Annotated in this window: 23 protein-coding genes and 1 pseudogene; 10 read left to right on the top strand and 14 right to left on the bottom strand. The window is 66.5% G+C overall.

The window, feature by feature from the left end:
* Positions 1-3 precede the first annotated feature (3 nt).
* Positions 4-1,398: a type VII secretion-associated serine protease mycosin gene (gene mycP / locus H7J93_RS19760; RefSeq protein ID WP_308204934.1), complete on the top strand. Its 1,395-nt coding sequence runs from the start codon at positions 4-6 to the stop codon at positions 1,396-1,398.
* A complete protein-coding gene (gene eccE, locus H7J93_RS19755) occupies positions 1,395-2,339 on the top strand; it encodes a type VII secretion protein EccE (RefSeq protein WP_267308008.1) in 945 nt (314 codons plus the stop codon). Before mycP ends, eccE begins: the two co-directional genes overlap by 4 nt.
* Here eccE and H7J93_RS19750 read toward each other — a convergent pair.
* On the bottom strand, positions 2,295-3,491 hold the full coding sequence (locus tag H7J93_RS19750; RefSeq protein ID WP_267308007.1) for an alpha/beta hydrolase family protein: 1,197 nt from the start codon (positions 3,489-3,491) through the stop codon (positions 2,295-2,297). The two genes, eccE and H7J93_RS19750, sit on opposite strands and share 45 nt — an antisense overlap.
* A gap of 38 nt (positions 3,492-3,529) precedes the next feature.
* Here H7J93_RS19750 and H7J93_RS19745 point away from each other — a divergent pair, with 38 nt between their 5' ends.
* Positions 3,530-4,291, top strand: a complete 762-nt coding sequence (locus tag H7J93_RS19745; RefSeq protein ID WP_267308006.1) for a trans-aconitate 2-methyltransferase — start codon at positions 3,530-3,532, stop codon at positions 4,289-4,291.
* 19 nt (positions 4,292-4,310) lie between these two features.
* Here H7J93_RS19745 and stf0 read toward each other — a convergent pair whose 3' ends face one another.
* The 3 genes from stf0 to H7J93_RS19730 form a co-directional block, all read right to left on the bottom strand.
* Positions 4,311-5,114, bottom strand: coding sequence for a trehalose 2-sulfotransferase (stf0, locus tag H7J93_RS19740; protein ID WP_267308005.1), 804 nt, complete (start codon positions 5,112-5,114; stop codon positions 4,311-4,313).
* Between the two features lie 66 nt (positions 5,115-5,180).
* Entirely contained in the window at positions 5,181-6,554 is a 1,374-nt protein-coding gene (locus H7J93_RS19735; protein WP_267308004.1) for a sulfatase family protein, read from the bottom strand.
* Between the two features lie 117 nt (positions 6,555-6,671).
* Positions 6,672-7,154 (bottom strand): mitochondrial porin family protein, encoded by a 483-nt coding sequence (locus H7J93_RS19730; RefSeq protein ID WP_267308003.1) that lies wholly within the window; start codon positions 7,152-7,154, stop codon positions 6,672-6,674.
* 111 nt (positions 7,155-7,265) lie between these two features.
* Between H7J93_RS19730 and H7J93_RS19725 the strand changes: the two genes are divergently transcribed.
* On the top strand, positions 7,266-7,937 hold the full coding sequence (locus H7J93_RS19725; RefSeq protein WP_267308002.1) for a phosphatase PAP2 family protein: 672 nt from the start codon (positions 7,266-7,268) through the stop codon (positions 7,935-7,937).
* Here H7J93_RS19725 and H7J93_RS19720 read toward each other — a convergent pair.
* Positions 7,891-9,381 carry a bifunctional phosphatase PAP2/diacylglycerol kinase family protein gene (locus H7J93_RS19720; protein WP_267308001.1) on the bottom strand — a complete coding sequence of 497 codons (1,491 nt, stop codon included), beginning with the start codon at positions 9,379-9,381 and terminating at the stop codon, positions 7,891-7,893. The two genes, H7J93_RS19725 and H7J93_RS19720, sit on opposite strands and share 47 nt — an antisense overlap.
* Positions 9,382-9,439: 58 nt before the next feature.
* On the opposite strand from H7J93_RS19720, the gene H7J93_RS19715 reads away from it, so the two are divergent.
* Positions 9,440-10,003, top strand: coding sequence for a winged helix-turn-helix domain-containing protein (locus tag H7J93_RS19715; protein ID WP_267308000.1), 564 nt, complete (start codon positions 9,440-9,442; stop codon positions 10,001-10,003).
* Between the two features lie 50 nt (positions 10,004-10,053).
* Positions 10,054-10,707, top strand: coding sequence for a L,D-transpeptidase family protein (locus H7J93_RS19710; protein WP_267307999.1), 654 nt, complete (start codon positions 10,054-10,056; stop codon positions 10,705-10,707).
* 3 nt (positions 10,708-10,710) lie between these two features.
* Here H7J93_RS19710 and H7J93_RS19705 read toward each other — a convergent pair whose 3' ends face one another.
* Positions 10,711-11,169, bottom strand: coding sequence for a nuclear transport factor 2 family protein (locus H7J93_RS19705; protein WP_267307998.1), 459 nt, complete (start codon positions 11,167-11,169; stop codon positions 10,711-10,713).
* A gap of 194 nt (positions 11,170-11,363) precedes the next feature.
* Between H7J93_RS19705 and H7J93_RS19700 the strand changes: the two genes are divergently transcribed.
* Positions 11,364-13,118 carry an Hsp70 family protein gene (locus H7J93_RS19700; RefSeq protein ID WP_267307997.1) on the top strand — a complete coding sequence of 585 codons (1,755 nt, stop codon included), beginning with the start codon at positions 11,364-11,366 and terminating at the stop codon, positions 13,116-13,118.
* Positions 13,119-13,129: 11 nt separating this feature from the next.
* On the opposite strand, the gene H7J93_RS19695 is transcribed toward H7J93_RS19700, so the two are convergent.
* From H7J93_RS19695 to H7J93_RS19675, 5 genes are all read right to left on the bottom strand, one after another.
* On the bottom strand, positions 13,130-14,275 hold the full coding sequence (locus H7J93_RS19695; RefSeq protein WP_267307996.1) for a DUF7159 family protein: 1,146 nt from the start codon (positions 14,273-14,275) through the stop codon (positions 13,130-13,132).
* Between the two features lie 63 nt (positions 14,276-14,338).
* Positions 14,339-15,607, bottom strand: coding sequence for an amidohydrolase family protein (locus H7J93_RS19690; RefSeq protein WP_267307995.1), 1,269 nt, complete (start codon positions 15,605-15,607; stop codon positions 14,339-14,341).
* Positions 15,608-15,640: 33 nt separating this feature from the next.
* A complete protein-coding gene (locus H7J93_RS19685) occupies positions 15,641-16,414 on the bottom strand; it encodes a class II aldolase/adducin family protein (protein WP_267307994.1) in 774 nt (257 codons plus the stop codon).
* Positions 16,411-17,991 (bottom strand): class I adenylate-forming enzyme family protein, encoded by a 1,581-nt coding sequence (locus H7J93_RS19680; RefSeq protein WP_267307993.1) that lies wholly within the window; start codon positions 17,989-17,991, stop codon positions 16,411-16,413. Before H7J93_RS19680 ends, H7J93_RS19685 begins: the two co-directional genes overlap by 4 nt.
* 30 nt (positions 17,992-18,021) lie before the next feature.
* A complete protein-coding gene (locus H7J93_RS19675) occupies positions 18,022-18,807 on the bottom strand; it encodes a FadR/GntR family transcriptional regulator (protein ID WP_267307992.1) in 786 nt (261 codons plus the stop codon).
* Positions 18,808-18,959: 152 nt separating this feature from the next.
* Between H7J93_RS19675 and H7J93_RS19670 the strand changes: the two genes are divergently transcribed.
* A complete protein-coding gene (locus tag H7J93_RS19670; RefSeq protein WP_267307991.1) occupies positions 18,960-19,622 on the top strand; it encodes a VldE C-terminal domain-containing protein in 663 nt (220 codons plus the stop codon).
* A 6-nt stretch (positions 19,623-19,628) separates the two neighbouring features.
* Here the strand turns inward: H7J93_RS19670 and H7J93_RS19665 are convergent, their stop codons facing one another.
* Positions 19,629-20,408 carry an SDR family NAD(P)-dependent oxidoreductase gene (locus H7J93_RS19665; RefSeq protein ID WP_267307990.1) on the bottom strand — a complete coding sequence of 260 codons (780 nt, stop codon included), beginning with the start codon at positions 20,406-20,408 and terminating at the stop codon, positions 19,629-19,631.
* A gap of 157 nt (positions 20,409-20,565) precedes the next feature.
* On the opposite strand from H7J93_RS19665, the gene H7J93_RS29295 reads away from it, so the two are divergent.
* Entirely contained in the window at positions 20,566-21,915 is a 1,350-nt protein-coding gene (locus H7J93_RS29295) for a GMC oxidoreductase (protein WP_267307989.1), read from the top strand.
* A 10-nt stretch (positions 21,916-21,925) separates the two neighbouring features.
* Here H7J93_RS29295 and H7J93_RS19655 read toward each other — a convergent pair whose 3' ends face one another.
* Both H7J93_RS19655 and H7J93_RS19650 read right to left on the bottom strand, forming a co-directional pair.
* A complete protein-coding gene (locus tag H7J93_RS19655) occupies positions 21,926-22,330 on the bottom strand; it encodes a DUF2752 domain-containing protein (RefSeq protein ID WP_267307988.1) in 405 nt (134 codons plus the stop codon).
* Positions 22,331-22,346: 16 nt separating this feature from the next.
* Positions 22,347-22,661, bottom strand: a complete 315-nt coding sequence (locus tag H7J93_RS19650) for a CD225/dispanin family protein (RefSeq protein ID WP_267307987.1) — start codon at positions 22,659-22,661, stop codon at positions 22,347-22,349.
* A 187-nt stretch (positions 22,662-22,848) separates the two neighbouring features.
* Here H7J93_RS19650 and H7J93_RS19645 point away from each other — a divergent pair.
* Positions 22,849-23,406 (top strand): annotated as a pseudogene (locus H7J93_RS19645) (DUF427 domain-containing protein); the annotation flags it as partial.
* Positions 23,407-23,530 lie beyond the last annotated feature (124 nt).

Here is a 23,530-nt window from a genome sequence, read left to right as displayed (position 1 = left end):
TCGGTGAGGCACACAAAAGTGCGCACGCTCCTCGCGGTGGTGACGGTGCCGCTTGCCGTCGCGGCGCTGAGTTGTCCTGCGGCAGCGGCGATCACGCCGCCGCAAGTCGATCCCGCCGCGGTGCCGCCGTCGGGCGCCCCCGGACCGGTACAGCCGATGACGCAGCGCAGCCCCTGTGTGGTGACCGGCGTGCTGCCAGGAACCGATCCCGGTGCGTCCGGGCCGAACCAGTCGATGCTCAACCTCTCCGGCGCGTGGCGGTACAGCCGCGGTGACGGACAGGTCGTTGCGGTGATCGACACAGGTGTGCGGCCGGGGCCTCGGCTGCCGAACGTCGACCCTGGCGGTGACTTCGTCGAGGCGACGGACGGGTTGTCGGACTGTGACGGACACGGCACGCTGGTCGCGGGCCTGATCGCCGGACAGCCCGGCGCCGACGGCTTCTCGGGTGTTGCGCCCGGTGCGCGGATCCTGTCGATCCGTTCGACGTCGGCACGGTTCGGACCCCGCACCCCTGGTGCTGATCAGACGACTGCGCGCGTGGCTCTCGACGTAGCGACCTTGGCCAGGGCGATCGTTCGCGCGGTCGATCTGGGCGCGCGCATCATCAACATCTCCGCAGTGACGTGCTTGCCCGCCAACAAGACCGTCGACCAGACCGAGCTCGGTGCGGCCCTGCGCTACGCCACCGTGCAGAAGGACGCCGTCATCATCGCGGCAGCGGGAAACAACCAGGCGGGCTTGAACCCGGGCTCGGCATGCCCGTCGAATCCGTTGTCGGATCCGAGCCGCCCCGATGACCCGCGCAACTGGGCCGGGGTGACAGAGATTTCGATCCCGTCGTGGTGGCAGCCGTACGTGCTGTCCGTCGGGTCGGTGAATTCCTCAGGGGAACCGTCCGCATTCACAGCTGCCGGACCCTGGGTCGGGATCGCTGCCCCGGGGGAGAACATCGCCTCGGTCGGCAACGCCGACGGAGGAGGCCTCGCGAACGCGCTACCCAATGCCGAAGGGGAACTCTTTCCCATCAACAGCGCGAGCTTCGCCGCGGCTTACGTTTCGGGCGTTGCGGCGTTGGTGCGCAGCCGGTTTCCAGACCTGACCGCCGCCGAGGTGGTGGACCGGCTCACGGCGGGCGCGCAGGGGGCCGCCCGCGCACCGTCCAACCTGACCGGTGCCGGCCTTGTCGATCCGGTGGCGTCGTTGACGTGGGACGTCAGCGCCACCGGCGATGGCGACGGCGATCCTGAACCGAAACCGATCGCCGCACCACCGCAACCCGCACCGCCGGACAACACGCCGCGCACGATCGCATTCGTCGGCACCGGCGTGCTGGCTCTGATCGCCGCTGTCACTGCGGCGGTCGCGACACATAGACGAAAGACGGAGGCATCGTGACCATCCGATTGACGTTGGTATTCCTGGCCGTCGTTCTCGCGGCGCTGGCCTATCCCTGGCAGTCCGACCTCGACTGGTGGATCCTCGGCATCGCGATCGCTGTCGTCGTGGTCGTATTCGCTTGGTGGCGTGGGTTGTTCGTGACAACAATGATCGCTCGTCGGGTGGCGGTGTTTCGCCGCAACCATTCCAAGCGCAAAGCGCAGCCATCCGGCGCCGTCACCGTTGTCCTGCGCGTTGACGATCCGGCTGGCGTCGGCCTGTCGCTGCCGCTGGTGGCCGGCTATGTGGAGCGTTTCGGTGTCCGGTGCGAAAAGGTGCGCGTGACCAACCTCGACGACGGCAGCGCCAGTGCGACGTGGATCAGCCTGACGCTGAACGCGATCGACAATCTGACTGTGTTGCGCGCCCGGTCGGCTGAATTGCCCTTACTCGAGACCGCCGAAATCGTCGGTCGCCGACTGGCCGACCATCTCCGCGAGACGGGTCTGTCAGCGGCCGTCGTCGGCGATGCCCCGACACTGCTCGCCGACGGTGACCGCGAGACCTGGAGTGGAGTGCGTGGCGACAGCGGGGTCATCTCGGCGTACGCGATACCTGTCGACGGGGGGCTGCGCGAGCGGCTGGCCGAAGTGTGGGCGCAGTCGGCGGAAACGTGGACGGCGATCGAATTCAGTGGCGCGTCGGCACATCCGGAAGTTCGCGCGCTGTGCGCGTTCCGGACCGCCGACGCGGTGCGCGGCACCCCGGTGCCCGGCCTCGTGGCGCAGCGAGGCATCCAACGGCCGTTGCTCACCGCGCTGGCCCCGGGATCGACGGACCGGCTGGACATTCCGGCCGCTCCGCTGCCGACCGGCCTCTTGGAACCGGACGGATGGCCGGTGGGTGGACGATCGCTAGTCGAACATGAAGTCGCGCATGAAGCGGGTCATCCTGCGTAGGTAGTCAGGCTGGCTGACATGCAGGATGTGGTTGCCCGGGAACCAGTGGAATGCGCATCGATCCCAGTGCTCCCATAGCATTTCAGCCTGCTCCGGAGGTGCGAGCCGGTCACCGAGGCCGGTGATGATCAACCGACGGTCCTTGGGCACCAGCGGCTGATAGTTCAGCGGCGACGAGTACAGCGCCGCCCCCCTGGTGAGCTCGGAATCCGTGTGTGACAACAGACTTCGCAACTGGACGACTTTGTTGGCGGGAAACCACTCGTCGACGGTCTGGTCGGGTGCCACGACGGGAACGTTCGGAATGACGGCCTGGATCCGGTCGTCGACGCTGGCGATCAACGCCGAGGTGTATCCGCCGAGCGACATGCCGGTCAGTGCGATGCGGTCGACCCCGGTGAACTCCAGGTAGTCGATGATCGACCGGAAATCGTGCACGGCCTGCGCCATCGCTTCGGCGAAACCCGAGAAGCCGTGCGAGAAGAAGCCGTAACCGCTGAACGGCGAACCCTTTTCGGCGCGGCTGCCGTGGAACGGCATGGTGTAGAGCAGCACGTCATAGCCTGAGCGGTAGAACCACGGCAGTGAGAAGAACAAGCCGTTGAACAGATACGGCGACCCCATGAACCCGTGAATCACGCACAGCGTCGGATGAGGTCCATCGTCGTGCCGCCAGTGCTGGGCATGCACCACGTTGTTACGTGTGAAACCCCGGCACTGCTCGCGCAACGCCGGGTTGACAGCCTCGAAGCTGCTGTCGAACCGGATGTTCTGCACGTTGCCCTTGGCGATCCATTCGGCAAGCGGGTTCGCCGTCCGCGACGCGACTCGAGGCACGGACGTCGGCGCCGGAAAGGACAACGCAGGATCCTGCGCGGCGGCCAATTCGGAGTAGAACCTGAGTTGATCTTGTTCGGCGCGTGCCCGGCTGCTGCGCAGCCCGCCGACGAGCGTCGGCAGCATCGTCGTCGCGATCAGCGAGGCGATCGCGGTGCGCAGGGCGAAGTCGGCTACCGCCGAGGAGTCCACGATGAGCCGCTGGCGCAACGTCAGATCGACACGACGGGGCAGGCCGCGGGCGGTCGCGTCGGCGCCGGGGACGTCGGGAACGGGGATGGGTGGATCGACCGGAGTGGTGTCCGAACTGGTCACATCCGCATGGTAGCCGCGCCGAGTGTCAGACTGGCGGAATGTGGAATCCCGAGGTCTATCTGTCGTTCGCCGATCACCGGGGGAGACCGTTTTACGACCTGGTGTCGCGGGTGGCCGCCGAATCGCCGCGGCGTGTCGTCGACCTGGGCTGCGGTCCGGGCAATCTCACCCTAGCCCTTGCACAGCGCTGGCCGGATGCCGTCATCGAGGCCTGGGACAGCTCTCCGGAGATGGTGGACGCGGCGCGGGAGCGGGGCGTCGACGCCCGGGTCGGCGATGTGCGGACGTGGGAACCGCAGCCCGACACCGACGTCGTGGTGACCAATGCCGTGCTGCAGTGGGTGCCCGACCACGCCGAGCTCCTGGTCCGGTGGGCCGGGCAGCTCTCATCGGGATCGTGGATCGCAATGCAGGTTCCTGGAAATTTCGATGCCCCGTCGCACGAGGCGGTGCGTACGCTGGCACGCCAGGATCGGTGGGCAGAGTCGTTGCGCGACTTTACTTTCCGCGAAGGTCAGGTCGATGGTCCTGCTGACTACGCCGCGTTGTTGGCCGACGCCGGGTGCCGCGTCGACGCCTGGGAGACGACGTACATCCACGAGCTCACCGGTGAGAACCCGGTGTTGGGCTGGATCAGCGGGACCGCGCTGCGACCGGTGCGGAGTCGACTGAACGACGCGCAGTGGCAACAGTTTCGAGACGAGTTGATCCCGATGCTCGATGCGGCGTATCCGAGGCGTCCGGACGGGAAGACGTTCTTCCCCTTCCGCAGGATATTCGTTGTCGCCCAGGTGAATTAGACATCCGCCGAAGCGGGTGTCATGTCGGCAGCCCCAGCCGCTCCGCATCCGCGCGGTACCGGTCCACCCATTCGTCGGAGCGCCGATCGGCCTGGCGCTCCAGCACAGGCGCCGGAGCCAATTGCCGGTCCTGGCCGATCGCCTCGAGGACGTCACCGACGATCTGAGTGAGGTTGCGCCACAACACCGGATAGGAGACCTCCATCGGCCTGACGTCCTCCTCGGCGAACCACTTGCGCCAACCCTCCTCCTGCGCGCGCAGCATCTTGATCACGTGCGCGATGGCACCCGCGTGGTATTCGGCGCGGGAGTCTCGTCGCGGGTCCGGCCGACCCCGCCAGACCCGGGTCTGCACCGCCCGCCAGAACGAAACTGCCTGGGAGACAACGTCTGGTCGATACACGTGGACCAGCACCGGATCGCACCCCACCACGTCGCGGATCGCGGACAGCAGGCCGTCACCTGATCGGTCCGGCAGACCCTCGGCCCGCTGCAACAACAGCGGAGTCTGGTTCCACATGAGCTTGCCGCCCCAGACCCCGTTGGGGGTCCGGCCGACCGTCCGGATGTAGTCCCGCCAGATCTCCGGGGGCGCGAGGTCGGGCTTTCCCTCGTCCAAGGGATCAAGCAGGCGGAGGATCGATTCGTCCTCCACACCTTCGAACCATTGCCGCGGCTGTGGCGACTGACTGGTGGTCGGCAGGTACTGGAAGAACTCCTGCGGCTCACCCGCCACACCGGTTGCTCGCAGAGATTCGACCAACAGCGTGCTGCCGCTGCGCTGCGACGCGAGCACGAGATAGGCAGTCGGATGGGCTGACATGCGCGTGAGCCTAACGGCATTCAAATCGCCTGGCACACTGGGCGATAACAATCACCGTGACAGAAACTATTGCCCGGAGATCTCGCGCTCCTCAATGCCTCGTTCGGATGCGATGGCAGACCGGCTGGTGAGCGAAAGCCCGTGAATGCGCAAGTAAGTTTCGGTGTAGCGCTCCGCGATCCGGGTGCCCGCGAAGTCCGACGGGATGACGTCGTTTGTCTTCTGACGCCAGTCATTGAGCAGCAGGGCGAGGTCGTTGGCGATGGCCTCGGCTTTGTCGGACGCGCCTGGCGCTAGCAGGTTGTGTGACTCCGTGGGGTCCTCCGTGAGGTCGTAGAGCTCCCGTTCGGGACGCGGCTCCTGCGCCAGTGGCGCAACGGTCTGACCCGGTGCGCTTTCGGCGATGTCCCAGGGCAGATCGAGGAGCGGCCGCGGCGCGTAGTTCTCGATGTAGCTGTACTCCTTGGTGCGCACCGCGCGGATCGGGTCGAACGAATCGTGGTAGGTCTTCATGGTGTAGACCTCGGTGCGCGCAGGCACGCTCTGTGCACGACGCAGATTGTCGGCGTGCGAAATACCCTCGACCTCCGCGGGGATGTGGACGCCCAGCAGGTCGAGCAGTGTGGGCACCAGGTCGACGCCGCTGAACAGCTCGTCGTAAACCCGCGGTGTGATGGCCATGTCCTGCGGTGGCCGCACGATCATCGCGATCCCCGTGCCCGCGTCGTAGAGCGTGGACTTCGCGCGCGGAAGCGCGGGCCCGTGATCGGTCATGAACACCACCCAGGTGGTGCGGTCGAGGCCGGTCTCGGCGAGGGTGTCCAGCAGCCGACCGACGGCGGCGTCGGCGACCGAGATGGCGCCGTAGAACTCGGCCAGGTCCTGCCGGATGTCGTGGGTATCGGGCAGGTAGTCGGGGACGGCCACACCGGAGGCGTCGGCGGGCTCGTAGCGTTCGCGCGGATACGGTCGGTGGGTCTCGAAGAACCCGGCGGTGAGCAGGAACGGTTGGGATGGCGGATCGGACAGCCACCGGGTGGCCTGTTCGACGACGTAGTCGCAGTACGAGTTCGACACGTCGAACTCGTCGAAGCCGAGCTTCGGAGGATGAGACGTTTCATGCTGCATCCCGAATAGTGCGGTGTACCAGCCGGATTCGGACAGCAGATGGGGGAGGGTACGGGTGCCGGCCCGGTATTCCCAGCCGTGGTGGGCCAGCCCGACCAGGCCGTTGCTCTGCGGGTATCGCCCCGTGAACAGGGAGCCGCGCGACGGCGAGCACAACGGTGCGGTGGCATGTGCGTGGGTGAACAGGATGCCCTCGGCGGCGAACTGATCAAGCCGCGGGCTGGAGACGTCGTCGTGCCCGTATACGCCGAGATGCCGGCCGAGGTCGTGCCAATGCACGATGAGCAGGTTGTCTCGTCTTGGTTCTGTCACTCAGGGCCCTTCCGCATCGTCGAACCACGGAACAGGTTCGCTGCGCATCCCGCAACCCTTTGACTCATCACAAGCAAACTTATCCCCCGCCAGCGGCCCATCCCCGGGTGGGCTGAGCTACGGGTGGTAGGGCACGCCGACCGCGCGGAACACGTATTCAGGCGGCACATCGAAGGCCAATGACCGCCGCGGAACACGCATCAGCACGTCGGGCGGAATCGCCGTCTTGTACTGCAGCGAGAGCTGACCTTCGAACCGTGCGTCGACGGCGTTGATGTTGACCTCGATATGGAGCCCACTCTCAGACAGCTCGGCCGTCACTGTGCCGGATTGCTCTGCGTCCCAACGCTGATCGATGGTGCGACCTGCCAGCTTCGGCACCGTCGACAGTGTGCCGAGAATCCGTTGATTGCTGAGCACCAACGAACCCACGTAGCTCGCCACGTCGCCGTGTGCGCGCTTGCCGGGGATCTTGCCGCTGAACCGCCGGGTCACCGGCACGTACTCGGCGAGGTGGAAGATGCCCTCGGCCTCGGCGTCCGCGCGCAGTTCGTCGGGCAGCCCGCCGATACGGAGCAGCTTGCGCAGGAACACCGCCATACAGGCAATGTAGCTCAGCTGCGGAGGCTGTCGAGGGCGCTGTGGAGGAACTTCGGTGGAAAAGCCCAGCCAGCCTGACGGGCAGGCGCGTCGGCTGGTAGAGCTATTCGTATGACAGCCAGGACACGTTGGCTCCTCGGGACCGCTGCGGCGGCCTTCGGCGTGTACGTGCTGATGTGGATCGGCTATGTGTCGCAGTGGAACTGGTTGACCGTCATGGACTCGTGGGCGTTGGACCTCGCGCATGACTACGGCGTCCGGCATCCGGGCTGGGTGACCGGGTGGGACATCTTCTGCACGGTGCTGGGCCCGGCCGCCTTTCGACTGGTCGGCCTGGTGATCGTCGTGGTGGCGTTGTGGCGCCGCAATCTGAGGCTTGCCGGATTCCTGGTGCTCACCGCGGGGTTGTCCGGACCCCTCATCGAGCTGGCGAAGTACATCGCAGGGCGACCACGGCCCGCAACGGCAATGGTGCACGCGCAGTCCATGTCGTTTCCGTCCGGCCACGCGCTGGGCGTTCTGGTCGCCGTGCTCGCATTGATGACGATCATCTGGCCCTTCGTCCGGCCGCCGCTGCGAGGGTGGCTGGTCGCACTGGGCACATTGATCGTCATCTTCATCGGAATCGGACGCGTCGTGCTCAACGTGCACCATCCCTCCGACATCATCGCCGGATGGGCCTTGGGTTACGCCTTTTTCGTCGCCTGCCTACTGATCCTGCCGCCACGGCCTCCGGTCACGACAGCGGCCGATACACCGCAAGCGCTCGATACTGCACGCTGAACGTGGCTTTGCCGACCTCTGTCCCGATCTCGCCGTCATGAGCCAGCATCGTCGGGCCGTCGACGGCGGTGAACGAGAATTCCGGCACTCGCATCTCGTGGTAGAGCGGGCTGCGCGTCAACCGTCCCAGGGCAAGCGCCACCAGGATCCGCGTCCGGGCCAGCCGGCGACCCGTCTCGAGGATCCGGACGTCCAGCAGGCCGTCATCCATCCGGTCCCGGCGTGACGGCGCGAATCCCGAAGGCAGATACACGGAATTGCCGACGAAGAACAGCGAGGTCTGCAGCGACTTGTTGTCGTACTCGATGCGTACCGGTTCACCATGGCGCAGCGTGTGGAACATCGCGTAGATACCCGCCAGCGGCTTACCGATCTTGTGCTCCAACTTCTCCCGCGTTTGGACGAACATCGGGTAGGCACCGATGCTCGCGGTGTTGATCACCATGTCGGTTTCGTTGAGGCAGGCGATGTCAACGCACGACACGGTGCCCTTCTTGATCGAGTCGATCGTCTTCGCCACCGTCTCGCAGCCGATGTCCTTAGCGAAGTGATTGAACGTGCCGCCCGGAAAGACCGCCAGCGGGATGCCGGCGTTGACTGCGATTCCTGCCGCGCATGCCACCGTCCCGTCACCCCCGGCGACTGCCAACACCTCTGCCCTTTCGGCAGCCACGCGCAGCGCCTTCTCGACGTCGTCACCTTCGTCAAGCTCCACTATCTCGGTGCGCGGCAACGCCTCTCGCACCTGATCGATGACCTCGGCTCCCGCCCCGCCGCCCGACGCCGGGTTGACGACGAGGATCACACCGCCGCCGTACTGTCGCTCCGGTGCATCGACGACCAACGGATCGGCGGTCGGAAACCGCGTCGGTACCACCGGCGGGACGATCCGCGAACTCAGCACGGCCACGCCCGCGCCGATGCCGAACCCCGCCAGAACGTCGCCCGGGTAGTGCGCTCCGGTGGCGATGCGCGACATTCCCACCAGACCCGCCAGCAGCGCCAGCCCCAACCCCAGCGGCGGACTCTCCAGCCCCACGCCGACGGCAAATGCCGCTCCGCTCGCGGAATGCCCCGAAGGCAGCGAGTTCGAGGTGGGCATACGTCGGGTCTGCCGGGCCAACGGCACCGAGATGCGGTTGGGTCTCGGCCGCTTCCACATCCGCTTGGCCACCTGGTTGGTGAGCAGGCTGGTCACCGCCAAGCTGACCACGCCGCGCGTCGCACCGCGCCGCACCGAGGGGCCGCCGAATGCCGCCAACCCCGCTGCGATGGCGAACCACAGCTTGGAGTGGTCGGCCGCCCGGGTCAACCGCGGCATGACGGCATCGAGCAGCGGGCTTGGCGATTCGGCGATGGCATCGAACACCTCGCGGTCCAGCGTCCCGAGGCCCTCTCCGATCTGGCGGATACCCCGATGACGACGAATGGGCAGGATGTTCATGCCGCTTAATCTATCCACGGAATTGACAAATTATTTTGTCAAGCGGGACGATCCCCCCATGCTCGATATCGAGGTGATCACCGATCCGGCCGCGGCGGTCTGTGTCCTCGATCCGATCCGGAGCAGGCTGCTCGCCGAACTGACGGAACCGGCGTCGGCGGCCGGCTTGGCATCGCGCATGGGGATCTCCCGGCAGAAGGTCAACTACCACCTGCGCGCTTTGGAGGACCATGACCTGGTGACCGGCGCAGGTGAACGCCGATGGGGTGGACTCACGGAGCGCCTCCTGGTCGCGACGGCGGCCTCGTACGTGGTGTCGCCGAGCGCCCTCGGCCCGGTGGCGACCGACCCGGGCCGTTCCGAGAACCGGCTGTCGGCGAGCTATCTCATCGCCTTGGCGGCGCGTGCCGTCCGCGAGGTCGGCGAACTCTGGCGAGCGGCGCGTTCGAAGAACGACCGACTGGAGACTCTGTCGATCGACAGCACCATTCGATTTCGCTCCCCGGCGGATCGAGCCGACTTCGCCGAAGAATTGGCGACGCTCGCGTCGCGGTATCACGATGAGACCGATACCGATGGCCGCGGTTACCGCCTGGTGGTCGTGGCCTACCCGAAGCCGTAATGCTGCGTGGCCTCCTCGATGGTGGCCCGACCACCACCTAGCATGTACGGGTGCGCCGGCTCCGTGTCCTGCTCTGTGTGGCATTGATGTCGCTCGGCGCGGCACCTGTGGGCCAGGCTCAGGTGACGCCGTGGTTCGCGAACTCCGTCGGCAACGCCACTCAGGTCATTTCCGTTGTGGGCGTGGGTGGTTCGAACGCCAAAATGGATGTCTATCAACGCAACGCCTCGGGCTGGCATCCCGTCGCCGTGGGAATCCCCGCATTCATCGGCGCCGCGGGCATGGCCCCGCAGACACACGACGGCCAGATGAAGACGCCCATGGGCGTGTTCACGCTCGACTTCGCGTTCGGGACGGCGCCCAACCCCGGCGGTGGTCTGCCCTACGTGCAGGTGGGCCCTAACCACTGGTGGGACGGCGATATGAAGAGCCCGACCTACAACACCATGCAGGTGTGCGAGAAGTCGCAGTGCCCGTTCAACACCGACGCCGCCAGCGGCACCGAGAACCTCGATATCCCGCAATACGTGCACGCGGTCGTGATGGGTGTCAACAAAGCCCGCATTCCCGGCAACGGCGGCGCCTTCTTCCTGCACGCCACCGACGGTGGACCGACCGCGGGGTGCGTCGCCATCGACGACGCCAAGCTGGTCGAGATCATGCGGTGGCTTCAGCCGGGCGCGCTCATCGCGATCTCGAAGTGAACCTCAAAGCTTGATCGCCCTACCGGCTTTCACCTTGAAGTTCAGATTCTCGGTGGACATCGATGCGTCGTAGGTTCGGTCGTAGCCCGTCTCGCTGATCCGCCAGCCGTCGGCGGTTCTCCGGTACCGATCGTGGTAAAAGCCCGCACCGATCAACATGAAGTTGAAATCCGGTGCGATCACGCGGTCCTGCAGATACCACGTGGCCTTCGCCTCGTCGCCGTCGACGGTGATCTCCGGGTGGGTGACGCGGTGCTCGGTGATGATCTCCGGGCCGAGCGACGTGCGCATGAAGCCGACCAGCTCATCGCGATTGGTGAAGTGGTGCTCCTCGCCGATCGATTCCCCGTATCGACCCACCACGTCTTCGGTGAGCGTGTCGGCGAACTCGTCCCAGTCCTTGGTGTCGAGCGCGCGAAGGTAGCGGTACTTGACTTGCTTGATGTCGTCGATGTCACCCATGGCCGCCATTGCAACACACCGGCTACTGCGGTGCACCGAGATTCCAGGTGGTCGCGGCGCGGCGTGTTCGTCACAGCGAATTCATAGCCGATTCCGCGGCCGTCACAGCGTCCCAAAACCGTGATGGTGGAACGCCGTTGGCACGGAGTGTCTAACGAATATCAGCAGGTCGGGCGGCTAGGGTGTGGTCCGTTATGAGCGACCCGTTGGGGTTGTCGATCGGGACGACGAACTTGGTCGCGGCACGCGTCGGCAATCAACCCGTGATACGCCGTTCGGCGGTGACCTTCGCCGACGGCTCTGTACTCGACGGCTTTGTCGAACGCGTCGGCGACCCGGTTCCGTTGGTCGCGCCGGACGGTTCGTCACATCAGGCCGACCGGCTGCTGGTCGAGGCGCTGGGAAACATCGTCGACGCAAGCGGCGCTGAACCGGCGTCCGACATTGCGATTGCAGTGCCTGCCCACTGGGGGATGGCGACCCAGCGCAGCCTTCGCACCGCGCTCCGCAGCGATCCGACCCTGGTTCCCAACGGGATGCCGGCGCGGCTGGTCAGCGATGCGGTCGTAGCGCTCACGGCGCTGCAGACCAACCCAGGGTTGCCGGCCCAGGGCGTGATCGCGCTGCTGGATTTCGGTGGGAGCGGGACGAGTATCACGCTGGCCGACGCCGGAAGGTCCTTCGAGCCGATCGATGAGACCACCAGGTATGCCGAGTTCTCCGGCGATCAGATCGACCAGGCGCTGCTCGCCCACATCGTCAACGGCATCGCGGAGACCGGCGGTATCGATCCGGCGGCCACGGCGGCGGTGGGATCGCTGGCGCAGCTGAGAGACGAATGCCGCAGCGCCAAGGAGCGGCTGTCCGCCGACTCGACCACCGAGGTCATCGCCGAACTGCCCGGGCACCGGTCGACGGTGGGGGTGACGCGCACCGAGTTGGAGTCGCTGATCTCGGCGCCGCTCGACGGTGTCCTCGCCGCGCTGCAAGACACATTGGAGCGCAACGGAATCAGCTGGGCTGACATCGCCGCTGTCGTCGTTGTTGGTGGCGGTGCGGGCATTCCGCTGATCGCACAACGCCTTTCGCAGCACCCCGCGCCGATCGTGGTCACACCTCAGCCGGGTCTCGACGCGGCCGTGGGTGCGGCGCTGTTCGCCGCGTATGGTGCTGCGGCCGAGGCGCAGACCGGTCTGGCTCCGGCTGCGGCGGAGGCGGCCACCAGTACGGCGCCGGCGGTCGATGCGCCGATATCGGAGACGGGCACTGCGTTGGCGTGGTCGGAGGACGACGACATCGCGGACGAGCCGATTCCGTACACGGGTGAGAATCCGTATGAGGCCGAAGCAATTTCGATGCGGCAACCGGTGCAATACCTGCCCACCACGGGACCGGTGAAGGAGCCGCGTACCTGGCAGCGGGTGCCCCAGCTGGTGTTCGGGCTTGCTGCTGCGGTCGCGTTGATCGCTGTCGGCGGAGTGGCGATCGCGTTGACGAGTGCGACCGACAGCACCAAACAGACGGTTCCGCCCAGCACCGCCACTCCTGTGAAACCACCGAGTGCCCAAGCGCCCCCGCCCAGTGTCGAGCCACCGCCGCCGACGGTCGAACCACCGGTGTCGGTCGCACCGCCGCCCCCGGAGACCGTGACCGTCACCAACGAGGCGCCGCCACCGATCACCGAAGAGCCGGTCACGACGCACGTGACCACCACCCAGCCGACCACGACCCCGCCGACAACCACCACCACAACGACGACCACGACAACGACAACGACGACAACCACAACCACGCCGACTACAACAACGACGACGACCACCACAACCACGTCGCCGACCACCACCACGACGCCCACCATGACGACGAGCTACCTCACGGTGCCGTTCGTGCCGGTGCCGATTCCGATTCAGGTGCCGAACAACCCATTCCAGCCGCCGGCCGTGCCATAGGCTGCGTCGGACTAGTTGGGGTACTGGTACTGCGGTTCGTGGAACCGGTTGATGATCGGAATCCGTTCGATGATCCGATCGCGTAGCCGCGGCTTGGGCGCGACCGGTGGCACATACGCCGGCGGCGGCGCCGGCGGTACGTAGACCGGTGCGGGCGGGGCTGCCGGAGGCGGTTCATGTGCGGGCGGTACATATGCCGGGGGCTCATAGGCGGGGGCCGCGGGCGGTTCGGGAATGGTCACCGCGATGGTCTGTGCCACGACCGGGCGCGCCGCCTGCAACGACGCCGTGAGGTTCGACACCTTCGTCGCGGCCTCCGTACCGGGCCCCGGCGGCGTCTCGGCGGTCGGATCGGGGTCCGCGGCGTGCGGCTGCGCGGTGACAGGGTCGGGGGACAGGACCTGGCCTAGCGCGACCGCCATCGACAAGACCAGAGTCACCGCGGCGGCGGCGACCACCGCCGTCAACGCCCGAACCCGCGACGGCAGGTGCGCACCGGTGGTGGCCAGGCCCGCCACCGCGCGGGCCGACGCCAGCGCAGCACCTCGCGCGAGCGCCAGATCGGCCTCGGCCGCCGAGAAGACGGGGGCGTCGGTGACCCCTTCGAGCGTCGTCTTGATCAGGTCGAGGTCATCGGCGGAACCGACGACGAAGATCGCATCGGGGCGCCAGTCGTCGAGCTCGAGCATCGCCATCACCGAACTGGGCAGCTCAACGACGTCCGTACCGTCGGAGGGCCGGCTCAACCGGTCGACGCTGGACCCGATGGCGCCGATGGTGGCGACGACCGCGCAGTCGGGCTCGACGATGCAGACCGCGATGTCCTCGTAGTCCGCGATGCCTGCGATGCCCGACGCCAGGACGTCGGTGGCCTCGAGCTCGGAGACCGCGATCACGTTGTCGTAGTGACGCGCGGTCAGGGTCTCCAGCAGCTCAGAGGCCGCGCTCTCAGCCTCGTTGGTCCAGGTCAGCCCGATGGCATGGAGCCGCGCGTCGGGCTCGTCGGTCAACAGCACATCGAGCAGATCGTCCTGGTCGCCGGCCTGGGCCACGTCGAACGTGCCGCGGTCGATGGTGGCGCCCTCACCCGTGGTGCCCTCGACGAGCACCCACCGCACGGCTTGGGACGTCATCGAGACGCCGAGCACGCGGTCCATGCCTACCCCCGATCTGGGCCCCCGATCTGGCTGTGACTCGGTACTGAGGGTACCGCTAGGGGATCAGAACGCGTTGGGATCCTCCTGGACGGCGACCGGCACAGGATGCTGATACAGCCGCGCCGCGTTCTCCCACGTCACCTTCCTGATGACGTCCTCGGGGAGTCCGTTGATCTGCTCGTGGATCGTCTGCTGGGTGTGCGGCCAGGTGGAGTCGCAGTGCGGGTAATCGGCCTCGAGCAGGATGTTGTCTGCGCCGATTCGCTCGTGCTGGATGAACGACGATTGATCCTCCACCGCGCAGAACCAGAAGTTTCGTTTGAAAACCTCGGCGGGCGTGAGCTTTTCGCCGAGCGCCTTCCACGTCCCGTACATCTCGTGGTAGCTCAGCATGTGGTCGAGACGGTCGAGGAGGCCGGCGACCCACCCGATGCCGCCCTCGGAGAGGCAGATCTTGAGGTCGGGGTACCGGGTGCACAGCCCGGTGTAGAGCCAGTCGACGGCCGCGGAGATGGCATAGGCGAAGAACAGCACTCCCTGCACATCGGGCGGTGCGTCGGCCGTGGTGGACGGCGAGGTACCCGACGACCCGATGTGCAGGTTCACCACGGTCCCGGTGTCCGCGCAGGCCGCCATCAGCGGGTCCCAGTAGCCGGAGTGGATCGTCGGGAGCCCGAGCATCGCCGGGTTCTCGGAGAACGACACCGCGTGGAAGCCCCGCTCGGCGTTCTCGTAGATCATCTTCGCGCCCACCTCCGGATCCAGCAGCCACGGCAGCTGGCACGGGATGATCCGGTCGGGGTACGCACCCGCCCACGCCTCGATGTGCCAGTCGTTCCACGCCCGCACCGAGGCCATCGCGAGGTCGCGGTCGTTGGTCACCTGCTGGAGGCGCTGTCCGGCGAAACCCGGCAGGAACGACGGAAAGTTCAGCGACGCGTAGACGCCGTTGAGGTCCATGTCCTTGACGCGCTCATGGATATCCCATGCGCCGCGGCGCATTTCGTCGAAACGCGCGGGTTCGAAGCCATACTCGGACACGGGCCGGCCGACGACGGCGTTGAAGCCGACGTTGGGCAGCGAGTGGCCGTCGTACATCCATGTCTGACCGCCGTCGTCGGTGTCGACCACCCGGGGCGCGCGGTCGGCGAACTTGGCGGGCACGCGGCCTTCGAAGGTGTCCGGCGGCTCGACGATGTGATCGTCGACCGAGATCACGGTGTACCTGCGCGCGGCGCGTTCGGGCTCGGGCAGGAACGTCACGGTTTTGTCGGCACCCGTCTTCGCCGTGGTGAAGTTGAGATTCGCCGCCATGTCATCGATGGAAGTCATTGGCAATCCTCGATTCTCGTTGTCGGTTGGCCACTAGCTCAGAACATCGGGGTGGGCTTTGATCGTCATGCGGGCGGCCCCGGCCCAGTAGACGTCGGCGGCGCGCTCGATCAGCGACGCCTGCATACCGACCATGTCGCCGCGGCTCATCTTCGACGGCGTCCGCCCGGTCAGCATCACGTCGTAGGCCAGTCGGCACACCCGCTCGATCGACACCGCGCGATATACCGCCTCGGCCAGGTTGCGTCCGGCGGCGATGACGCCGTGGTTCGCGAGCACGATGAGGTTGGCAGCGCCGATCTGTTGCGCCAGTTCTCTTGCGCGCCAGGGTGCGTCGATCTCACCGTCGTAATTCTCGACCAGATACATGTCGTCGAGGAACAGTGACCCGGTCTGGTGGACGAGTTCAGGCAAGGTACCCAGGGCAGCGATGAGACTGACGTAGTAGGGATGGTTGTGGATCACTACGCGTGCGTCGGGCCGGATGCGGTGCAGTTCGGTGTGCAGGTGGATCGCGGGTGTGACGTCCCAGCGGCCGCGGACCACACGGGCGTCCTCGTCGACCACGCAGATGTCAGATGCGGTCAACTCCTGCCACCACAGGCCCCACGGATTAACGAACATCTCGGACTGCCCGTCGGGCTGCCACGTGATGTGCCCGGCCATGTTCTCCGAGAAGCCGATGTCGGCGAGGTGTCGGAACGCGATCGCCATGAGTTGTTCGTCGGTGAGGTCGGCACCGATGGGCGGGGTCTTAGCCGGCGCCCACACATCCAGGCCGCCCCGCCGTACCTCTTCTGTGGTCATAACGTCTCCCGAATCCGTTCGCGAAGTTGACCTTTGGCGACTTTGCCGCCGGATGAGCGCGGTAGTTCGGCGAGCACTTCGAGCCGTTCCGGCAACAACTCCTTGGAGACACCCTGGGCCAGCAGATGGTCGACGAGCGTCGGGAGATCGAGTGTGCCGCTCTGCCTGAGTTCGACGTAGACGCACACTCGCTCGCCGAAGATCGGGTCGGGCATCGCCACGGCCGCAGCCACGGCGACCGCGGGGTGTGTCGCCACCGCTTCCTCGACCTGCACCGCGCTGATGTTCTTTCCGCCGCGCAGGATGAAGTCCGATGTCCGGCCGGTCAGCGTCAGGTAGCCGTCGGCGTCCAGTTCACAGATGTCACCCATGCGCATCCAGCCGTCCTTGGTGAACAGCTTGTCGTGGTCGGTACCGCCGAGATACCCGAGCGACAGCGCGGGCCCTCGGCACGCGGGCTGGCCGCGGCCCGACTCGGTGACGTCACGGTCACCGTCGAACAACCGCACCTGCATCTCCGGCACGATCCGGCCTGCGGTGCGCAGCCTGCGGTCCAGGGAGTCCTCGAGTGTGGTGGCGCTCAACATGCCGGTTTCGTTGGATCCGTAGAACTGCAGGATGGTGACGCCGGTCAGTTCCTCGAAGCGCGCCGCCTGCGTATACGGCAGTGGCTCGCCACCGGTGAACACGACCCGCAGGCTGCTCAGGTCGTGGTCCCGCGACGCCGGATCTGCGAGGATCATCGCCAATTGCGTGCTGACGCAACACAACACCGTCGCGCCGTGCCGCTCGATGGCCGCGCACGTCGCGGCGGGATCGAAGCGCTCGATGCGCACGGTGGTCGCCCCGAGGTGGATGGGGGTGGTGTGCGAGGTCCAGATCCCGAAGCCGAACGGTGTCGGGATGACGGGCAGAAAGACGTCGTCCGCGGTGAGCTTCCCGTTGGCGACCGCCTTGAGATGGAAGTAGTGCCACCGATTCTGAGTGTGGACAACGCATTTGGGCATACCGGTGGTGCCCGATGTGGAGTTGATCAGGAAGACGTCGTCCGGGCCCGTCGGCGACAATCCGCTACCCGAATGCCGCGGCCCGGTGTCCACGGAGAGTTCGGAGCCCAACGCCACCACCCGAAGCGAGGCGTCGGAGGCCTCCAGCGCCGGTCCGTGTCGATCGGTATCGGTGACCAGTAGGGAGGGCTGCGTGGTGCGCAGGATCTGCTCGACCTCGCGGATGCCCGCACGGGCCCCCAGCCCCACGACGGCGGCGCCGCAGCGCTCGATGGCCACCAACGCGACGTGGATGGCCGCACTGTCCTTGTGCCATAACGCGACGCGGTCTCCTCGCTGCACACCGAGGCCGCGTAGGTCGCAGGCCAGATTGGTGGCCGCACGGTCGAACTCCGCCCAGCTCAGCTGATGGTCGGCCGAGTCCAGGGTGAAGTCGATGTAGGCCGGTTTGTCCGGCGTCGACGCGGCGTTGCGGTGCACGCAATCGGACAGGGTGACGTCCGACCACCAGCCGGCGGCCCGATATTGCGCGGCTTCTGCGCTCGTCACGGCGACCCCGGCGTCGTCCATCACCAAATCATATGAAAATAAGGATCGCGGTCAACGATCGGATTCCGGCGGGCTGTGCGCCCAGTTGCGCAGCGAGGCGGGGTCGACGATGCCCGACGATCCGGGGTAGTGCTGCGCGTCGATGAGATGCGCCGCGGCCAGGTCGTACGCCCGCCGCGCGTCCCCGTCGTCGATCGCCTCGATCACCTGCAGGTGGTCCTCGAGCACAGCGACGCGCTCTTCGATCGGCACGATGCTGCCGTCCGTCACCCGGCTCGACCAACTGGTCTCATGCGCCGACCACAGCATCTCGAGCGCCCCGGCCAGAATGATCATGGTCTTGTTGCCGCACAGGGAGACGAGTGACTCGTGGAACCGCCGGCTGGCCGAGGTCACCAGCAGCAGGTCCTCGACCGCCTCGACGGCCTCGGCGTGCAGCCGTCGCAGCTGTGGGACCACGGCGCGCTTGCGGTCGGCCCGCTGGGCGCACAGGCCCGCGCACGCAGGCTCGACCTGAAGCAGGGCGTTGCCGACGTCGGAGAGGCCCACCTCCTGGGACCCCAGCACCAGGCCGACCGTATAGGCGACGTTGGCGGCATTGGGCCTGCGCACCACGGCCCCGCCGAGCTTCCCGCGACGGACGCGGAGCAGACCTTCCGCCTCGAGGATGCGCATCGCCTCGCGCAGCGACGGCTTGCTCACCGGGAATTCGACCAGGAGCTCGTCCTCCTTGGGCAGGATGCTGCCGTCGGCCAGCTCACCGCGAAGAATGCGGCGCCGAAGCTCGTCGGCGATCTGCTCGGCGAGGCGGCGAAACTGGATGGTCGGCTCTGCCACGTGTCGATTGTGTACGTATCCGCGCGCGACCAGACCGAGCGCCGTCGATAACGGACTGGTAACAAAATTATCTCGGGCTGTGACCTGCGGAAACATCGTCGCAGGTCGGCTCGTTGCTGTGTTTGTACCTATTTGCGGTTATGGTGCTCTGCGTGGGTCGGCATTCAAAACCCAAAACGCGACGGACGTCGCCGTTTGTGCTGGCTTCGATCCTCGGCCCCGCCGCCCTGTGGTTCGCGGTCGGAGGAGACGGTCAGCCAGCCAAGGTTGCGGCGGACGGACCGGTGGAACAGGCTGCGCCGCGAGACGTGGCGATCGTGGCCTCGGCGCCGGCGGCGCAGTTCCCGGCGCCCCTCGTCGGCCAGGTCTCGCTGAGCTCTGGTGCACCCGACACCATCATCGCGGCGTCGCGGTACCGGACGGTCGATCGCACGCTGCCCGTCGGGCTGGCGCCCGAACGTGGTCTACAGGTGAAGACGATCTTGGCGTCGCGGGCCATCACCGCGGCCTTCCCCGAGATTCGCAACATCGGCGGTGTTCGCCCGGACGCGCTGCGCTGGCATCCCAACGGCCTGGCGCTTGACGTGATGATCCCCAACCCCGGTAGCGCCGAGGGCATCGCGCTCGGCAACGAGATCGTCGACTACGTGCTGCGCAATGCGGCGCGCTTCAGCCTTCAGGACGCCATCTGGCGCGGCGTCTACTACACGCCGAACGGTGGACAGCGAGCCGGCGGCTACGGCCACTTCGACCACGTGCACGTCACGACCCGCGGCGGTGGATACCCCACCGGCGACGAGAACTACTACCGCTGAGCCGGACTACGGACGGAACGTCACCCCACCGTCGACGCTGATGGTCTGCGCGGTGATGAAGCTGCCGTCGTCGGAGAGCAACAGTGCGCCCAGCGCCGCGACGTCATCCGGATTCCCGAACCGCGATTTGATCATCTGACGGGCACGCGTCTGCTCGAGGACGCCTTCAGGCATCCACTGGTCGTCGAACTTGTAGTGCCAGATCAGGCCTGGGGCAATGGCATTGGCGCGGATGCCCTTCGGGCCGTACCTGCGGGCGATGTGGCGCATCAACGCCAATTCCGCCGCTTTGCTCATCGCGTAGGACACCCGGGTGGATGCGCCGTTGTAGGCGTCGATGGACGCGGTGAACACGATCGAGCCGCCGCCCGCGTCGATCATCGGCGGGATCGCGTGCTTGGCGCAGATCACGAAGCCACGTGTGTTGACGCGCATCACTTCGTCGAAGGCCTCCAGCGGAAGCTCGACGACTCCGCCGGGTAGATACGCGTCGGCGGCGTTGGTGAAGTTGACGTGCAGACCGTCGAGCCGACCGAACGTGTCCACCGCCAGCCGGACGATCGAGATGACCGACTCTTCGTCGGCGCCGTCGAGCGCGACCCCGAGCATCCGCTGTCCCGACGGGTCGATCTCGGCGACGACGCGCGACACGGTCTCGTCATCGATGTCGCCGACGACGAGCCGGGCGCCCTCGTCGAAGTACCGGCGCGCCAGACCGTTTCCGATGCCGCCGAGCCCGGCGACGATGACGACCTTGTTCTCCAGCAGTCCGGGCACGACTGACATATTGCCCGACGAGGCTCCTTTCACCATGCCGCATAGCTGCGTCTGCGTTTCGCCCACAAGGCGAGCGAGGCGGCTTATCGTTTCGCCAACTGCGATGTCGGGAGGTCCGGATGGAAGGCAGACTCAAACGCGCCGGCGATTCCTGAGGAACCCAGCCGTGCGCACGGACGTGGTCGTCGTCGGCAGCGGTCCGATCGGTGCGGTGGTCGCACGCCGCTTCGCCGAGGCCGGGAAGCAGGTGGTGCTGCTGGAAGCCGGGCAGCCGATCTCGTCCCCACCCGGTAGCCACGTGCGCAACGAGCTCCGCTTTCAGCGCGACCCGGATTCCTATTTCGCCGGAATCGCCGGCTATTTCCGGTATTTCGACGAAGGGGCGCCGCCTGAGGGGCTGCCCGGTGCTTCGACGACCGCTGCGGCGGGCGGTCAGGGGGTGCTCTGGACCAACAACTGCCCGCGGCCTGCCGCATTCGAACTGTGGCCGGTGATGCCCGTCGACGAGTGGGACCGGTATCTCGGCGAGGCCGAACGGTATCTCGACGTCCACGACGACACCTTCGACGATTCTGTGCGCCAACGATGCATCGTCGAACGACTACACGGGCGACTCGCCGACGACGGCCGCGACATCGTCGGCCAACCCATGGCAGGCCGGCTGGTGAATGCGTCCACCATCTACTACGTCGCGCCCCACGACATCCTCGACGGCACCAGCGTCCCGATCCGGACCGCCCGGGTGATTTGTGTGCGTTCGGGAGCGCTCACCGCTCCGAAACGCACACAAATCGCCGGAGTGGAGCTTGCCGACGGTGAGCACATTGACGCTGATGTCGTCGTCGTGGCGGCGGGCGCCTTCGACACCCCGCTGCTGCTGTACCGCTCGGGACTGAGATCCCAGGGGCTCGGCAGATACCTCACCTATCATCCGGTACTCGTCTCCCAGCTGGTACTTGACGAAAACCTCTGCCGCAGTGATGGTTACGACATCCCGGCGCGGCTACAGATCCCGCCGACCCCCACCGAGCCCTGGAACACGATGATCCTCCGCGACACCTGCCCGACCCCCGCGCAGCCACCCGATCTCGAGGTGCCGACCAATCGGCTCGTCGAGATTCAGTCGTTCTGTCCCGTGGACATCCACCCTGACAACACGATGACGATCGCCGACGACTGCAGTGTGCGGTTCCATGTCCCGCTGCGCGCCGCGGACCGCAGGCGTATGGACGCTGCCCTGGCCGATCAGCACCGACTTGCCGCGCACCTCGGTCGATTTCGCGCGGGCGTGGAACCCCAGTGGATGGACCTCGGGTTCGCACACGTGATGGGCACGTGTCGCATGGGTGACGTCGACGACGGGAACTCGGTGACCGACGGCTTCGGTTTGGTGTGGGGAACCGACAACCTCTATCTCGCCACGGTCGGGCTGATCCCGACGGCGCTGGCGGTCAACCCGACGCTTACCGCGGCGGCGCTGGCGATTCGAAGCGCCGATCACGCGCTGAGTCAGTAGATTTCGCCGGTCAGACGCGCAACGCGGTGAACGGCTCGAACGGCAGATTGCGCACCACGAACCACAGCGTGACCACCACCATCGTCACTGCCGCCGCCCAGCGGTGTTGCTGCCAGCCTGAGATTTTTCGCCCGACGACACGACCGTACGTCCACACGGCGTAGGCGACGAGCAACAACGCCACTGCGACGAGGGCGAGGGCGTTGAACCGCACCGCCGCCAGGAAATCGAAGTGCAGCAGCGAGTAGATCATCCGAAGGGTCCCGCATCCCGGACAGTCAATGCCCAGAAGGGCTTTCGTCGGGCACAAAGGCAGGAAACCGCCTGGCGTGGTCGGGTCCCCGATCCAGACCACAGCGCATGCGCCGACCGCCAAGGCGCCCACCAGAAGTGGGCCGCCGAGGCGGCCGGGCATGCTGCGCTGAAGCTGGTTAGTACTCAGTTGTCGTTGTCGATGTGTCGAAGTCGGCGGCGATGACGCCCGTTGCGATGAGTATGCCGATGACGATGTACACCAGAACGGTGGCGACGATGCTCCAGATCGCCCACTTCTTGGCGGCGGCGGACGAGGCCTGCGCCTCGGCGTACCGGCCCTGCGCCCAGAGTCCGTTGACCTGTGCCGCCTTGACGATCGAGACGACGCCGAACGGAAGACAGCAGAACAGCGTCGTCAGAATGCCGAGCACCAGATGCGAGCTCGGCGCCGCTTGTGGCGGCGGGTAATTGCCAGGCGGTGGTTGTGTCATCGTGATCTTCCTGTTAAGGCCGCTGGGACGGAAAAGCGGTGCTAACGGTACCGGAGGGAGGCTCCGAAAGACGTGAAAGTCAAGATCAATACGCCGTTACGAAATCGCGTCCGGGCGTACGGTTCACCTGTGCTTTCTGGGCGCCTCAGGTGCGCAGCTGAAACCGAAGCAAGCGAAGGGCACCGAGATGACCAAGTCCCCGCAGCCGACACCGGATTACCCGCAAATGGCGGCAGCTCGTGGTCGCATCGAGCCCGCGCCCCGGCGAGTGCGCGGCTTCCTGGGCACCGAATTGGTCTTCGACACGATCGCTGCGCGGTACGTGTGGGAGGTGCCGTACTACCCGCAGTACTACGTCCCAGTATCGGATGTCCGCGCCGACGTGCTGCGCGACAGCCTTCCGTCGGCACGGGTGTATGACGACGGCCCCTTCGCCGGGCTGGTGCGGTTTCGATGGGACACGTTGGACTGGTTCGAGGAGGACGAACCGATATACGGGCACCCACGTAACCCGTACGCGCGGGTGGATGCGCTGCGGTCCCATCGCCGCGTCACGATCGCGCTGAACGGGGTGCAGCTGGCGGACACCCACACTCCGGTGCTGCTGTTCGAAACCGGGTTGCCCACCCGCTATTACATCGACCGCACCGATGTGGCCTTCGAGCACCTCGAGCGGTCGACCACGCAGACGCTGTGCCCGTACAAGGGTGTCACTTCGGGGTACTGGTCGGTGCGCGTCGGCGACGCGCTGATATAGATCGAGTTGGTCCTTCTCAAATGCCTCCGGAGGTGTCAGGAAGGGATCTGTAACTGATTCCTGTTTGGGGTCCGTGTGTTGTGGCACGTGGACCTCTCCTGACACGCTCCGG

The sequence above is a fragment of the Mycobacterium barrassiae genome, from assembly GCF_025822765.1.
Classification (GTDB): domain Bacteria; phylum Actinomycetota; class Actinomycetes; order Mycobacteriales; family Mycobacteriaceae; genus Mycobacterium; species Mycobacterium barrassiae.
This window is presented reverse-complemented; position numbering and strand designations above follow the sequence as displayed.

Coding starts and splice junctions, on each gene's coding strand:
- H7J93_RS19700 (WP_267307997.1), top strand. CDS start 11,364: ATGAGCGACCCGTTGGGGTTGTCGATCGGGACGACGAACTTGGTCGCG.
- H7J93_RS19685 (WP_267307994.1), bottom strand. CDS start 16,414: ATGACCACAGAAGAGGTACGGCGGGGCGGCCTGGATGTGTGGGCGCCG.
- H7J93_RS19650 (WP_267307987.1), bottom strand. CDS start 22,661: ATGACACAACCACCGCCTGGCAATTACCCGCCGCCACAAGCGGCGCCG.
- H7J93_RS19720 (WP_267308001.1), bottom strand. CDS start 9,381: ATGAACATCCTGCCCATTCGTCGTCATCGGGGTATCCGCCAGATCGGA.
- H7J93_RS19695 (WP_267307996.1), bottom strand. CDS start 14,275: ATGGACCGCGTGCTCGGCGTCTCGATGACGTCCCAAGCCGTGCGGTGG.
- H7J93_RS19655 (WP_267307988.1), bottom strand. CDS start 22,330: ATGCCCGGCCGCCTCGGCGGCCCACTTCTGGTGGGCGCCTTGGCGGTC.
- H7J93_RS19715 (WP_267308000.1), top strand. CDS start 9,440: ATGCTCGATATCGAGGTGATCACCGATCCGGCCGCGGCGGTCTGTGTC.
- H7J93_RS19705 (WP_267307998.1), bottom strand. CDS start 11,169: ATGGGTGACATCGACGACATCAAGCAAGTCAAGTACCGCTACCTTCGC.
- stf0 (WP_267308005.1), bottom strand. CDS start 5,114: ATGTCAGCCCATCCGACTGCCTATCTCGTGCTCGCGTCGCAGCGCAGC.
- H7J93_RS19665 (WP_267307990.1), bottom strand. CDS start 20,408: ATGTCAGTCGTGCCCGGACTGCTGGAGAACAAGGTCGTCATCGTCGCC.
- H7J93_RS19725 (WP_267308002.1), top strand. CDS start 7,266: ATGACAGCCAGGACACGTTGGCTCCTCGGGACCGCTGCGGCGGCCTTC.
- H7J93_RS19745 (WP_267308006.1), top strand. CDS start 3,530: ATGTGGAATCCCGAGGTCTATCTGTCGTTCGCCGATCACCGGGGGAGA.
- H7J93_RS19730 (WP_267308003.1), bottom strand. CDS start 7,154: ATGGCGGTGTTCCTGCGCAAGCTGCTCCGTATCGGCGGGCTGCCCGAC.
- H7J93_RS19690 (WP_267307995.1), bottom strand. CDS start 15,607: ATGACTTCCATCGATGACATGGCGGCGAATCTCAACTTCACCACGGCG.
- H7J93_RS19680 (WP_267307993.1), bottom strand. CDS start 17,991: ATGGACGACGCCGGGGTCGCCGTGACGAGCGCAGAAGCCGCGCAATAT.